This window comes from Pseudomonas sp. BIGb0381, from assembly GCF_024809815.1.
GTDB lineage: Bacteria > Pseudomonadota > Gammaproteobacteria > Pseudomonadales > Pseudomonadaceae > Aquipseudomonas.
The window spans coordinates 299,899-313,168 of record NZ_JANUEN010000007.1 but is presented as its reverse complement, the minus strand read 5'-3'; the positions used below and the strand labels follow the sequence as shown (position 1 = coordinate 313,168).

Annotated in this window: 12 protein-coding genes; 9 read left to right on the top strand and 3 right to left on the bottom strand. The window is 60.3% G+C overall.

From position 1 onward, the window contains the following. Positions 1–125: 125 nt before the first annotated feature. Complete coding sequence (polA, locus tag M2397_RS20245; RefSeq protein WP_259244303.1) at positions 126–2,909, bottom strand: DNA polymerase I; 2,784 nt, start codon at positions 2,907–2,909, stop codon at positions 126–128. 74 nt (positions 2,910–2,983) lie between these two features. Between polA and M2397_RS20240 the strand changes: the two genes are divergently transcribed. Continuing rightward, positions 2,984–3,274 (top strand): DUF2782 domain-containing protein, encoded by a 291-nt coding sequence (locus M2397_RS20240; protein ID WP_131699575.1) that lies wholly within the window; start codon positions 2,984–2,986, stop codon positions 3,272–3,274. Positions 3,275–3,330: 56 nt separating this feature from the next. Continuing rightward, entirely contained in the window at positions 3,331–4,284 is a 954-nt protein-coding gene (locus M2397_RS20235; RefSeq protein ID WP_145338346.1) for a homoserine kinase, read from the top strand. 125 nt (positions 4,285–4,409) lie between these two features. Here M2397_RS20235 and M2397_RS20230 read toward each other — a convergent pair whose 3' ends face one another. Next, positions 4,410–5,339: a zinc ABC transporter substrate-binding protein gene (locus M2397_RS20230; protein WP_131699577.1), complete on the bottom strand. Its 930-nt coding sequence runs from the start codon at positions 5,337–5,339 to the stop codon at positions 4,410–4,412. A 58-nt stretch (positions 5,340–5,397) separates the two neighbouring features. Here M2397_RS20230 and zur point away from each other — a divergent pair, with 58 nt between their 5' ends. The 4 genes from zur to M2397_RS20210 are packed head-to-tail and all read left to right on the top strand — an operon-like array spanning position 5,398 to position 8,203. Next, positions 5,398–5,880 carry a zinc uptake transcriptional repressor Zur gene (gene zur / locus M2397_RS20225; RefSeq protein ID WP_026136513.1) on the top strand — a complete coding sequence of 161 codons (483 nt, stop codon included), beginning with the start codon at positions 5,398–5,400 and terminating at the stop codon, positions 5,878–5,880. Further along, entirely contained in the window at positions 5,880–6,665 is a 786-nt protein-coding gene (gene znuC, locus M2397_RS20220; RefSeq protein WP_167656818.1) for a zinc ABC transporter ATP-binding protein ZnuC, read from the top strand. Before zur ends, znuC begins: the two co-directional genes overlap by 1 nt. Further along, positions 6,658–7,446, top strand: a complete 789-nt coding sequence (gene znuB / locus M2397_RS20215) for a zinc ABC transporter permease subunit ZnuB (RefSeq protein ID WP_167656819.1) — start codon at positions 6,658–6,660, stop codon at positions 7,444–7,446. Before znuC ends, znuB begins: the two co-directional genes overlap by 8 nt. A 37-nt stretch (positions 7,447–7,483) precedes the next feature. Further along, a complete protein-coding gene (locus tag M2397_RS20210) occupies positions 7,484–8,203 on the top strand; it encodes a PA5502 family lipoprotein (protein ID WP_167656820.1) in 720 nt (239 codons plus the stop codon). A 97-nt stretch (positions 8,204–8,300) separates the two neighbouring features. Here the strand turns inward: M2397_RS20210 and katE are convergent, their stop codons facing one another. Continuing rightward, positions 8,301–10,442: a catalase HPII gene (gene katE, locus M2397_RS20205; RefSeq protein ID WP_131699580.1), complete on the bottom strand. Its 2,142-nt coding sequence runs from the start codon at positions 10,440–10,442 to the stop codon at positions 8,301–8,303. Between the two features lie 265 nt (positions 10,443–10,707). On the opposite strand from katE, the gene M2397_RS20200 reads away from it, so the two are divergent. The 3 genes from M2397_RS20200 to M2397_RS20190 are packed head-to-tail and all read left to right on the top strand — an operon-like array spanning position 10,708 to position 13,229. After that, positions 10,708–11,715 carry a methionine ABC transporter ATP-binding protein gene (locus M2397_RS20200; RefSeq protein WP_131699581.1) on the top strand — a complete coding sequence of 336 codons (1,008 nt, stop codon included), beginning with the start codon at positions 10,708–10,710 and terminating at the stop codon, positions 11,713–11,715. Continuing rightward, complete coding sequence (locus M2397_RS20195; protein WP_259244302.1) at positions 11,715–12,407, top strand: methionine ABC transporter permease; 693 nt, start codon at positions 11,715–11,717, stop codon at positions 12,405–12,407. Before M2397_RS20200 ends, M2397_RS20195 begins: the two co-directional genes overlap by 1 nt. A 51-nt stretch (positions 12,408–12,458) precedes the next feature. Then, entirely contained in the window at positions 12,459–13,229 is a 771-nt protein-coding gene (locus M2397_RS20190; RefSeq protein WP_259244301.1) for a MetQ/NlpA family ABC transporter substrate-binding protein, read from the top strand. Positions 13,230–13,270 lie beyond the last annotated feature (41 nt).

Below are 13,270 nucleotides of genomic sequence, written 5' to 3'. Positions count from 1 at the left end.
GTAACTCTGAGTAGCAATTCACGGGTTAAGTTCCGGCAGGTTCAAAAAACTATTGGTAATAACTGAAACGGATTTCCGGTCTAAAGCACTCCGCCATCACGCCCGGTGATGGCGGCGCCGCGAAATCAGTGCGCTTCGTCCCAGTTATCGCCTACACCAACGTCCACCACCAACGGCACATCCAACTGCGCGGCCGCACTCATGTGCTCGCGAATCTTCTCGCTGACCTCTGCCACCAGATCCTCACGCACTTCCAGCACCAGTTCATCGTGTACCTGCAGGATCACCTTGGCATCCAGGCCCGACTCGGTCAGCCAGTTATCCACCAGCACCATGGCTTTCTTGATGATATCCGCCGCCGTGCCCTGCATCGGCGCATTGATCGCCGTGCGTTCTGCGGCCGCGCGCTCCTGAGGTTTGTTGGAATTGATGTCCGGCAAATACAGCCGACGCCCGAAGAACGTTTCCACGTAGCCTTGATCGGCAGCCTGGGCACGGGTGCGCTCCATGTACTCGCGAACCCCTGGGTAGCGGGCGAAGTACACATCGATGTAAGCCTTTGCGGTCTTGGTATCGACACCGATGTCCTTGCCGAGCTTCTGTGCCCCCATACCGTAGATCAGGCCAAAGTTGATCGCCTTGGCACTGCGACGCTGATTGGACGTGACCTCAGCCAATTCAACCTTGAACACCTCGGCCGCCGTGGCGGTGTGCACGTCCAGGTCGTTGCGGAACGCATTCATCAGCCCCTCGTCCTTGGACAGGTGCGCCATGATCCGCAGTTCGATCTGCGAATAGTCCGCCGCCAGCAGTTTGTAGCCCTTCGGCGCCACGAATGCCTGGCGGATGCGCCGCCCTTCGGCGGTGCGCACCGGGATGTTCTGCAGGTTCGGGTCGCTGGAAGACAGTCGCCCGGTCGCGGCCACCGCCTGATGGTAAGAGGTGTGAACACGCCCGGTACGCGGGTTGATCTGCTCCGGCAAGCGGTCGGTGTAAGTGCTTTTCAGCTTGCTCATGCTGCGGTACTGCATCAGTACCTTGGGCAGCGGATAGTCATCTTCGGCCAGCTTGGCCAGCACTTCCTCTGCCGTGGACGCCTGTCCCTTGCCCGTCTTTTTCAGCACCGGCAGGCCGAGTTTCTCGTAGAGAATCGCCCCGAGCTGCTTGGGCGAACCCAGGTTGAATGCTTCGCCGGCGATCTCGAACGCCTGGCGCTCCAGCTCAACCATCTTATTGCCCAGCTCGATGCTCTGGACACCGAGCAGCTGCGCATCCACCAGGGCGCCCTGGCGTTCGATACGTGCCAGCACCGGTACCAAGGGAATTTCGATGTCCGTCAGCACACTCGCCAGGCTTGGTATGGCCGTGAGTTGTGCGTGCAATGCCTGATGCAGGCGCAGCGTCACGTCGGCATCCTCGGCGGCATAAGGGCCAGCCTGTTCGAGCGGGATCTGGTCGAACGTCAGCTGCTTGGCGCCTCTGCCGGCGATGTCCTGGAAACTGACGGTGTCGTAGTCCAGGTACTTCTTGGCCAGGCTGTCCATGTCATGGCGGGTCGCAGTGGAATTCAACACATAGGATTCAAGCATGGTGTCGAAAGCGATGCCGCGCACGCTGATGCCATTCGCCGGGTCGCCGCCGATGGCACAGTTGACCAGGATATTCATGTCGAACTTGGCGTGCTGGCCGACCTTGAGCTTGCTCGGGTCTTCCAGCAATGGCTTCAAGGCCAGCAACACGGTGTCGCGATCCAACTGCGGCGGCGCACCGATGTAGGAGTGGGTCAGCGGGATGTAGGCAGCTTCATGGGGCTTCACGGCAAAGGACACCCCGACCAACTGCGCCTGCTGGGCGTCGATCCCGGTGGTTTCGGTGTCGAAAGCGAACAACGTCGCGTCGTTGAGCTTCTTCATCCAGACATCGAATGTGCCTTGGTCGAGAATGGTGGTGTAGATCGTCTCTGCGGGTGCTGCGGGGGCAACCTCAACAATGTCCTCGGCAACAGGCGCGGCCTTGAGCTCCACGCGCTTGGCATCACGCTGAATCTCATCAAACCAGCTCTTGAACTCCAGCAGGGTATACAGCTCCAGGAGTTTCTCGCGGTCCGGTTCGATCAAGTGCAAGTCATCCAGGCCCACATCCAGCGGCACATCGATCTTGATCGTCGCCAACTGATACGAGAGGAACGCCATCTCCCGGTGCTCTTCGAGCTTGGCGGGTAACGTTTTGGCACCCCTGATCGGCAAGGTCGGCACGATATCCAACTGCTCATAAAGCTCTTTCAGACCGCCATTCACACCTACCAGCAAGCCGGAAGCCGTCTTAGGACCAATGCCCGGGACGCCAGGGATGTTGTCGGACGAATCCCCCATCAACGCCAGATAGTCGATGATCTGCTCCGGAGCGACACCAAATTTCTCCTTTACGCCCTCAATGTCCATTGAGCTACCGGTCATGGTGTTGACCAAGGTAATGTGCCCGTCGACCAACTGCGCCATGTCCTTGTCGCCGGTGGAGATCACCACCGGACGGTCAGCGGCCGCACTGCTGCGGGCCAGGGTGCCGATCACGTCATCGGCCTCGACGCCTTCGACGCACAGCAACGGGAAACCGAGGGCTATCACGCTCTGGTGCAGTGGCTCGATCTGCAGACGCATGTCATCGGGCATGCTCGGGCGATTGGCCTTGTATTCGGCGTACATGTCATCGCGAAAGGTTCCACCCTTTGCGTCGAACACGACTGCGAACGGGCTGTCCGGATACTGTTTGCGCAAGCTTTTGAGCATGTTCAACACGCCCTTGACCGCACCGGTCGGCAGGCCTTTGGAGGTGGTCAGCGGTGGCAGCGCGTGGAAGGCGCGGTACAGATATGAAGAACCGTCCACCAGGACGAGGGGTGCTTGGCTCATGAGCAGGATCAACCTTTTCGGCGGGTCAGGCGCTAGAATAGCCGGACCAATGAAAACAAAGGGACAAGGTTATCATGCGTACATTCAATCGCCTGCTGTTGACCGGCCTGATTGCACTCGCTCCGATGGTTGCCATCGCAGCAGACAGTGCCCCTTCGGGTGATCCGGAAGTTACCATTCGCACGGAGGGCGACAGAACCATTCAGGAGTACCGCCAAAACGGTTTCCTGTACGCAATCAAGATAACGAAGAAAGGCTTTCCGCCGTATTTCCTCGTGCGCGCGGACGGAACCGACGCGAACTTCATCCGCTCTGACCAGCCGGATATGCTGATTCCGTCATGGAAGATCTTCGAATGGAAATGATTTCTTAACTTCAATTGGCGCCGCGCACCGCGGCGCCCGTACTGGCAGTTTTAACCATGTCTGTGTTCACCCCCCTGGCTCGGCCCGAGCTGGAAACCTTTCTTGCCCCCTACGGGCTCGGCCGCCTGCTTGACTTCCAGGGGATTGCCGCTGGTAGCGAAAACACCAATTTCTTTATCAGCCTGGAACAGGGCGAATTCGTCCTGACCCTGGTTGAGCGCGGCCCCGTCGCGGAAATGCCGTTCTTCATCGAACTGCTCGACGTGCTCCACGACGCCGACCTGCCGGTGCCCTATGCCCTGCGCACCACCGATGGCGTGGCATTGCGCGAACTGAAAGGCAAACCGGCCCTGCTGCAACCACGCCTGGCCGGCAAACACATCAAGGACGCCAACGCACAGCATTGCGCCCAGGTAGGCGACCTTCTCGGTCATCTGCACCTGGCGACGCAAGGCGAGAAAGTGCTGGAGCGCAAGACCGATCGCGGCCTGGACTGGATGCTCAACGAGGGTGCGCAGCTGATTTCGCACTTGAACGATGCACAGCAAAGCCTGCTGCACGCTGCATTGACCGAGATCGAAGCCCACAAGGCCGACATCCTCGCTCTGCCACGCGCGAACGTTCACGCCGACCTGTTCCGCGACAACGCGATGTTCGAGGGCACGCACCTGACGGGCCTGATCGACTTCTACAACGCCTGCTCGGGTCCGATGCTCTACGACGTGGCAATCGCCCTGAATGACTGGTGTTCGGACGCCGATGGCGTCATCGATGGCCCGCGCGCCCGTGCGCTGCTGGGTGCCTACGCCGGGCTGCGTCCGTTTACCGCCAAGGAGGCCGAGTTGTGGCCGATCATGTTGCGGGTGGCGTGCGTGCGGTTCTGGTTGTCGCGCCTGATCGCTGCCGAGTCGTTTGCCGGGCAGGATGTGCTGATTCACGATCCCGCCGAGTTCGAGCATCGGTTGACGCAGCGTCAGCAGGTCACCGTCCACCTGCCATTCGCGCTCTAAGGACCAACCCGGTCAAAATGTGGGAGGGGGCTTGCTCCCGATGGCGGTGGACCAGTCAACTTATCATCGACTGAAACGCCGTCATCGGGAGCAAGCCCCCTCCTACATTTGATCTGCGCTGCGGCTTATAACGACTCCAGGCACCCTGCCAAGTCGTTCCCCAATTTCTCCAGCACCTGTTCGTAACCCTGGGCTGTGGCCGGGGTGTAGCCGCCCAGCGCATCCAATTCCGCCAACTTCACCGGAAGGCCAGCCACCAGGGTTTCAGCCAGGCGCGGACGCAAAGGCGGCTCGCTGAACACGCAGGTCTTGCCCACTTCCTCCAAACGCGTACGCATCGCCGCCACATGCTGGGCGCCAGGCTGCACTTCGGCAGCAACACTGAACACACCGGTGTGCTTGAGCCCGTAAGCGTCTTCGAAGTAATCAAAGGCTTCGTGGAACACGAAGTAAGGTTTGTCACCGATGCTCGCCATGCGCTTTTTAAGGCGCGCATCAAGGGCATCCAGGCGCTCGTCGAATGCCTTCACGTTGCTCTGGTAACGCGCGGCATTGCTCGGGTCGGCAGCGCTGAGGTCAGACGCCATGCGCGCGGCGATCACACGAGCATTGACCGTCGACAACCATAAGTGCGCATCCACGCTGCCTGGGCGATGATCATGGTCATGTTCGTCGGCATCGTCGGCGTGGGAATGGCTATCTTCGGCGAAGCGGCGGAGCTTCATGCCTGGCAGGTCTTGGACAGCAACGGTCGCGGCTGTACGACCTTTGAGCACGCGAGGAAGGAAGCTCTCCATATCCGGCCCGATCCAATACAGCAGATCGACTGACTGCACGCGCCGTACGTCGGATGGGCGCAACGCATAGTTATGCGGCGACGCACCCGGCGGCAACAACACCTCCGGAACGGCCACACCGTCTTGCACAGCAGCGGCAATCAACTGCAACGGCTTGATGCTGGTCAGCACCTTGACCTCAGCCTGAGCGGCGCCAGTCATGAACAAACTGGTGACAAATACGACAAAAACGGGAAAAAGTCGGGACACGATGACCACTCAATGGCGTAGGAACGGGTAACATAATAACGTCTCTATCAAATATCTGTCGCCGCTCATGCCTAAAACACCGCTTGCCAGCCGTCCACACGACCACTCTCACTGCGTGCATACCGCGCTGTCGGAGGCCGACACCCTCTGCGCACAGAAGGGCTTGCGCCTGACTGCTCTGCGCCGCCGGGTGCTGGAACTGGTCTGGCAGAGCCACAAACCCCTGGGCGCCTACGACATCCTGGGTGTGCTCAGCGAGCAGGACGGCCGCCGCGCCGCGCCGCCTACGGTGTATCGCGCGCTGGATTTCCTGCTGGAAAATGGCCTGGTGCACCGCATTGCCTCGCTCAACGCGTTTGTCGGCTGCAACCACCCGGAACACGCGCATCAGGGCCAGTTCCTGATCTGCCGCGAGTGCCACGCCGCCATCGAACTTGAACAAAAAAGCATCAGCGACGCCATCATCAAGAGCTCCGCCGACGTGGGCTTCCGGGTCGAAGGGCAAACGGTCGAAGTGGTCGGCCTGTGCTCGGGCTGCCAGGGGGCTTGATGAGCAACGCGTTAATCCGCCTGGAGCAGGTCGGCGTCACGTTCGCCGGGCAAAACGTGCTGGATAACATCGCATTGAGCGTCGAGCCGGGGCAGATCGTCACCCTGATCGGCCCCAATGGCGCCGGCAAGACCACCCTGGTGCGCGCCGTACTCGGCCTGCTCAAACCCGACACCGGCAGCGTGTGGCGCAAGCCCAGGCTGCGTGTGGGCTATATGCCGCAAAAGCTGCACGTTGATCCGACTCTGCCCTTATCCGTACTGCGTTTTTTGCGCCTGGTGCCCGGTGTGGACCGCGCCCGCGCGCAGGCCGCCCTCAAGGAAGTCGGGGCCGAACAGGTCATCGACAGCCCGGTGCAAAGCATCTCCGGCGGCGAAATGCAGCGGGTACTGCTGGCCCGCGCCCTGTTGCGCGAGCCCGAGTTGCTGGTGCTGGATGAACCCGTGCAGGGCGTCGACGTCGCCGGCCAGGCCGAGCTGTACAGCCTGATCACCCGCCTGCGCGACCGCCATGGCTGCGGCGTGCTGATGGTCTCCCACGACCTGCACCTGGTGATGAGCACCACCGACCAGGTGGTATGCCTCAATCGCCACGTGTGCTGCTCCGGCCACCCGGAACAAGTCAGCAGCGACCCGGCGTTCGTCGAGCTGTTCGGCAAGAACGCCCAGAGCCTGGCGATCTATCACCACCATCACGACCATGCCCATGACCTGCATGGCGCTGTCGTTGACGATCCCGCGGCGCCCCACACCCACGTTCATGGAGATAGCTGCAAGCATGGCTGATTTTCTGCTTTACGCCCTGCTGGCAGGCTTGGCTCTGGCGTTGGTGGCGGGCCCACTGGGCTCGTTCGTGGTCTGGCGACGCATGGCGTACTTTGGCGACACGTTGTCCCACGCCGCACTGCTGGGGGTGGCCCTGGGCTTCCTGCTGGATGTCAGCCCGACCATCGCGGTAACCGTGGGCTGCCTGCTCCTGGCGGTATTGCTGGTGACCCTGCAGCAACGCCAACCGCTGGCCTCCGACACCCTGCTCGGCATCCTGGCGCCGAGCACGCTGTCCCTGGGCCTGGTGGTGCTGAGCTTTATGCATGAAGTGCGCATCGACTTGATGGCCTACCTGTTTGGCGACCTGTTGGCGATCAGCCCCACCGACCTCGCATGGATCCTCGGCGGCAGCGCTGCCGTACTGGCGCTGCTGGTGACCCTGTGGCGCCCATTGCTGGCAATCACCGTGCACGAAGAACTGGCAACCGTAGAAGGCTTGCCGGTGCCCGCCCTGCGCATGGCGCTCATGTTGTTGATCGCGGTGGTGATTGCTGTCGCGATGAAGATTGTCGGCGTATTGTTGATCACGTCGCTGTTGATCATCCCCGCCGCCGCCGCCCAGCGCCATGCCCGCTCACCGGAGCAGATGGCGATCGGTGCCAGCCTGTTGGGCATGCTGGCAGTGTGCGGGGGCCTGGCGTTGTCGTGGTTCAAGGACACACCGGCAGGGCCGTCCATTGTGGTGACGGCCGCCGCCCTGTTTCTGCTGAGTTTTGTCCTGCCCCGTCGAGGGGTGTAGACTTGCTCGCTTTTTGCGCAAATAGAGAGTCGCAGGAATGAAGCTGTTCACCTCCCGTTATCTGCTCCTTGCCGCGTTTTCCCTGCTGCTGGGCGCCTGTCAAAGCACACCGCCCGCCGCCCCAGAGGCTACGGATCCGCGTGCTGCGGCCATCGCGCAGCTGGAGCAAAACCTGGCCAGCAGTGAGCTGGCCACCGCCGAAGACCAACTGGCCGCGATGCAGGCCCAGTCGCCCAATGACCCGACGCTGGAACCCTACCAACGTCAATTGGCCGAGGCTTACCTGCAGCGCAGCCAGATCGTGCTGCAAAAAGGCGACGTAAACGCCGCCGCCACCGCCCTGAGCCGTGCCCGCGCGCTGATGCCCAAGGCGCCGGCGCTGACCGGCGGCGTAAACAGCGCCATCACCCACGCCCGCAAGGCCGAGTTGGATAAGGCCGAAGAGGCCCTCAAGGCCGCCGAAGCCAAGCCTGCAGCCAAGGTCATCGACCCGGCGGCGCCAAGCACCACCGTGGCGCTGAACCTCACCGACATCGAAGAGCTGCGCCATCAACTGGATGCAATCGCCACCGATGTGGTGAATTACCAGTGTGATGTGACGATCCAGGCGCCGCGTACCCAGGATTACCCATGGCTGGCCACGTTGCTGACCAAACGGGTGAAGCGCATTGATTCGGAGTATGAGCTGAAGATTCACCGGCAGATTTTGAAACATATTCCGGCGCAGGTGGTTTTGATTCCGCGCAAGGCGGAATAACGCATCGGGGGCAAGCCCCTCCCACAATTGAATTTATTCACAATTCAAATGTGGGAGGGGCTTGCCCCCGATAGCGGTCTAACAAGCAACCAATAACTTAAGCTGGAATCGCCTTAGCCTTCGGCTCACGATCCCAAACCCGATGTTGTGCAATCGCGGCAAAAAACGCCTTGAACGCTTTCGCATCCGCGCCAACGATAAGCCCCGCATCCGCCTCTAGCTTCAGCAGATCCAGCAGTGGCTTCACGTCACTGGCAACTGCAATCGCCTTCAGGTGTTTGTAGGCTTCCAGAACGTAATGCAACGCCACACCATCGCCGCTCAGTGCTTTCACCGACTCTTTTCCACCCGGGATAAACACGGCATCAAACGCAATGGACGGCATGCCTTCCATCGACGCATCTACCGGCAGGCTCTTGCCATCGGCCGTCTTCACCGGCGCCGAGGTCGGCCCAAGCAACTTCGCATGGGCACCTTCTGCCTCCAGTGCTTTTTTCAGCGCATCAATCGCCGCGCCATCCACACCGTCAGCCGCAAGAATCGCGACTTTGCGCGTCTTGATATCACCCGACAGCAAGTTCACCTGGCTCAACGCCGGCGACTCTTTCAGCGAAGTCTCACGCGGCGCAACCGTGCCTTTGGTCGGTGCAGGCAAACCGAGGTTCTGCGCAACGCGCTTGGCCAGTTCCAGATCGATATTGGCCAGAATCTCGTTGACCTGACGTGCGCGAATGAACTCACGCTCCACCTTGCCCAACTCGAAGCTGTAGGCCGCGATGATGTGCTCTTTCTCGTGATGGCTCATGCTGTGGAAAAACAGCGCGGCTTGCGAGAAGTGATCGCCAAACGACTCACTGCGCTCACGCACCTTATTGGCGTCGACGCGCTCGTAATAGGTCTCGAAACCGCCATCCTGGGCAGCCGGTGGCGTTTCCTTCGGCCAACCACCATCAATAGAATTCGGCTCGTACGCCGCACGGCCCTTGTCGATCACGGTGCGATGCTGGGCGTCGCGCTGACCGTTGTGGAAAGGCACCACAGGTCGGTTGATCGGCAGCTCATGGAAGTTCGGCCCACCGAGACGGCTGATCTGCGTATCCGTGTAGGAAAACAGACGGCCTTGCAGCAAAGGGTCGTTGGTGAAGTCGATGCCCGGCACGATATGACCCGGGCAAAACGCGACCTGCTCGACTTCGGCAAAGAAGTTATCCGGGTTGCGGTTAAGCACCATCTTGCCCAGCGGCGTGATCGGCACCAGTTCCTCGGGGATGATCTTGGTCGGGTCGAGCAGGTCGAAGTCGAACTTATGCTCGTCTTCCTCCGCAACGATCTGCACACCCAGCTCCCACTCAGGGTAGTCGCCGCTTTCAATCGCTTCCCACAGGTCACGACGGTGGTAATCGGTATCTTTACCGGCAAGCTTTTGCGCTTCGTCCCACACCAGGGAGCAGGTGCCGACCTTCGGGTGCCAATGAAACTTCACAAAGCTCGACTTACCTTCGGTATTGATGAAGCGGAAGGTGTGAATGCCAAAACCCTGCATGGCACGCAGGCTTTTTGGAATGGCACGGTCAGACATCGCCCAAATCACCATGTGCGCCGATTCCGGCTGCAACGAAACAAAATCCCAGAACGTATCGTGGGCCGAGCCGCCTGTAGGAATTTCGTTGTGCGGCTCAGGTTTTACCGCGTGTACGAAGTCGGGAAACTTGATCGCATCCTGAATGAAAAACACCGGCATGTTGTTGCCGACCAGGTCGAAGTTGCCTTCATCGGTGAAGAACTTCACCGCGAAACCGCGCACGTCACGCACCGTATCGCCGGAACCACGCGGGCCCTGCACCGTGGAGAAACGCACGAACACCGGGGTTTTATGGCCGGGATCGCGCAGGAAACCCGCCTTGCTCAGCGCAGAATGGTTTTCATAGGTCTGGAAATAGCCATGGGCACCGGTGCCCCGGGCATGCACGATGCGCTCGGGGATGCGCTCATGGTCAAAGTGCGTGATTTTTTCACGCATGATGAAGTCTTCCAGCAGCGAAGGGCCGCGGGCACCGACTTTCAAGGTGTTCTGGTTGTCGGAAATCTTCACGCCTTGGTTGGTACGCAGGGCCTGGCCGGTCGCATCGGAACGGAATTCCTCCAGGGCCTGCAGCTTGGCGTTGGTGTTGCCACGGTCCAGGGTATCGGTGCCCGCGAGCTCACTCTTCGACGGGGTGGCTGGCTTCTTGGTACTCATCAGTCAAAACTCCTTATTCAAAGTGGCCAGAGCGGTCCCCGGCTCGTTTGAGCAAAACCCCAGGCACGGCACCTGGGAAATCGAGTTGCTTAAGTAGTGACTGACACGGTTTTGCACCGTTCCTTTTTTGTGACCTTTGATCGCGTTATTGCCAAATCACTGGTTGAATGCGAAATAAATGCTAAGAAACGCTATTCGGACAGGCTAAAATGCGCGCCCGGCTAACCGCTGATCCCTTTTCAATGCGCCCCACAAGGTTCGCTACGTGATCGAGTTTCAAAACGTCCATAAAACCTACCGCGTCGCCGGTAAGGATATTCCCGCGCTGCACCCCACCAGCCTGCGCGTCGAGAACGGCCAGGTGTTTGGCTTGATCGGCCACTCGGGTGCAGGTAAAAGCACACTGCTGCGCCTGATCAACCGCCTGGAAGAGCCCAGCGGCGGCCAGATCACGGTGGACGGCGAAGAAGTCACCGCCCTGGATGCCAACGGCCTGCGCCGTTTCCGTCAACAGGTCGGGATGATCTTCCAGCACTTCAACCTCCTGGCGTCGAAGACCGTTGCCGACAATGTGGCGCTGCCACTGACCCTGGCCGGCGAATTGTCGCGCAAGGAGATCGACCAACGTGTCGCCGAGCTACTCGCCCGCGTCGGCCTGTCGGACCACGCCAAGAAGTACCCGGCGCAGTTGTCTGGCGGCCAGAAGCAACGCGTCGGTATTGCCCGCGCCCTGGCGACCAAGCCGAAAATCCTGCTGTGCGACGAAGCCACCAGCGCCCTCGACCCGCAAACCACCGCCTCGGTCCTGCAACTGCTGGCCGAGATCAATCGCGAGTTGAAACTGACCATCGTGCTGATCACCCATGAAATGGATGTGATCCGCCGCGTGTGTGACCAGGTAGCCGTGATGGATGCCGGCGTGATCGTCGAGCAAGGCTCGGTGGCCGACGTGTTCCTGCACCCCAAGCACCCGACCACCAAGCGCTTCGTACAGGAAGCCGAGCAGGTCGACGAAGGCGAACAGCGCGATGACTTCGCCCACGTACCGGGCCGCATCGTGCGGCTCACGTTCCAAGGCGAAGCGACCTACGCGCCATTGCTGGGTACCGTCGCCCGCGAAACGGGGGTGGACTACAGCATCCTGGCCGGTCGAATCGACCGCATCAAAGACATCCCCTACGGGCAACTGACCCTCGCCGTCACTGGCGGTGACATGGAAGCCGCGTTTGCGCGCTTCACCGCCGCCGACGTCCATATGGAGGTGCTGCGCTAATGGACCTGTTCCTGAATTTCTTCGCCGACATCGACTGGTCCGAAATCTGGCTCGCCACCGGCGATACCATGACCATGCTGTTCGGCTCGCTGTTCTTCACGGTCGTGCTGGGCCTGCCCCTGGGCGTGCTGCTGTTCTTGACCAGCCCACGTCAGCTGTTCGAGCAGAAAGGCTTGTACGCCTTTCTGTCGCTGATCGTGAACATGCTGCGTTCGCTGCCGTTCATCATCCTGCTGATCGTGATGCTTCCATTAACCAAACTGATCACTGGCATATATATGGATGAGGCCACCACGTTGGGCGTTGCGGGCGCGATTCCGCCGCTGGTTATCGGCGCCACACCATTCTTTGCACGCCTGGTGGAAACCGCCGTACGTGAAGTGGACCGCGGAATCATCGAGGCCACGCAGTCGATGGGTGCCAGCACGCGCCAGATCATCACCAACGCCTTGCTGCCCGAAGCACGCCCCGGCATTTTCGCGGCAATTACCGTGACCGCGATTACACTGGTTTCCTACACGGCGATGGCCGGCGTGGTCGGTGCCGGTGGGCTGGGCGACCTGGCGATCCGTTTCGGTTACCAGCGTTTCCAGGACAATGTAATGGTGGTTACCGTGGTGATGCTGATGATCCTGGTGCAAATTCTGCAAACCGTCGGCGACAAGCTGGTGGTGCACTTTTCTCGAAAATAACGGCCATGGCCGGCCTGGTGCCGGCAGATGCCCGAACAAGGAGCTTGCTGGATGAAAAAACTACTGGTTGCTTTCGCCGCCGTTGCCGCGTTTTCCGCCCACGCCGAGACCATCAAGGTCGCGGCTTCGCCGGTGCCTCATGCGCAAATCCTCGAATTCGTGAAGCCTGCCCTCGCCAAAGAAGGCGTGGACCTGCAGATCAAAGTCTTCACCGACTACGTACAGCCCAACGTACAAGTGGCCGAAAAGCGCCTGGACGCGAACTTCTTCCAGCACCAGCCATACCTGGATGAATTCAACAAAGCCAAAGGCACTCACCTGGTGAGTGTCGGCGCTGTGCACCTGGAGCCCCTGGGGGCTTACTCCAGCAAGTACAAGAAGCTGGAAGACCTGCCAAACGGTGCCAACGTGGTGATCCCGAACGACGCCACCAACGGCGGCCGTGCCCTGTTGCTGCTGGCCAACAACGGCCTGATCACCCTGAAGGACCCGACCAACATCCTGTCGACCATCAAGGACATCACCGGTAACAGCAAAAACCTGAAGTTCCGCGAGCTCGAAGCCGCCACCCTGCCGCGCGTGCTGACCCAGGTCGACCTGGCGCTGATCAACACCAACTATGCGCTGGAAGCCAAGCTGGACCCGTCCAAGGACGCCCTGGTGATCGAAGGCAATGACTCGCCTTACGTGAACATCCTGGTGAGCCGCGAAGACAACAAGGATTCGGACGCGATGAAGAAGCTGATTGCAGCCCTGCACACCCCTGAGGTGAAGCAATTCATCCAAGAGAAGTACAAAGGCGCGATCCTGCCGGCGTTCTGATCCGACTCGGTCTCCAACACGCTGGAGATCAAAAAATGTGG

Bases quoted from the DNA above. Each gene is read 5' to 3' on its own strand.
- znuC (WP_167656818.1), top strand. From the start codon at position 5,880: ATGAGCAACGCGTTAATCCGCCTGGAGCAGGTCGGCGTCACGTTCGCC.
- M2397_RS20235 (WP_145338346.1), top strand. From the start codon at position 3,331: ATGTCTGTGTTCACCCCCCTGGCTCGGCCCGAGCTGGAAACCTTTCTT.
- M2397_RS20190 (WP_259244301.1), top strand. From the start codon at position 12,459: ATGAAAAAACTACTGGTTGCTTTCGCCGCCGTTGCCGCGTTTTCCGCC.
- polA (WP_259244303.1), bottom strand. From the start codon at position 2,909: ATGAGCCAAGCACCCCTCGTCCTGGTGGACGGTTCTTCATATCTGTAC.
- katE (WP_131699580.1), bottom strand. From the start codon at position 10,442: ATGAGTACCAAGAAGCCAGCCACCCCGTCGAAGAGTGAGCTCGCGGGC.
- M2397_RS20240 (WP_131699575.1), top strand. From the start codon at position 2,984: ATGCGTACATTCAATCGCCTGCTGTTGACCGGCCTGATTGCACTCGCT.
- zur (WP_026136513.1), top strand. From the start codon at position 5,398: ATGCCTAAAACACCGCTTGCCAGCCGTCCACACGACCACTCTCACTGC.
- M2397_RS20210 (WP_167656820.1), top strand. From the start codon at position 7,484: ATGAAGCTGTTCACCTCCCGTTATCTGCTCCTTGCCGCGTTTTCCCTG.
- znuB (WP_167656819.1), top strand. From the start codon at position 6,658: ATGGCTGATTTTCTGCTTTACGCCCTGCTGGCAGGCTTGGCTCTGGCG.
- M2397_RS20195 (WP_259244302.1), top strand. From the start codon at position 11,715: ATGGACCTGTTCCTGAATTTCTTCGCCGACATCGACTGGTCCGAAATC.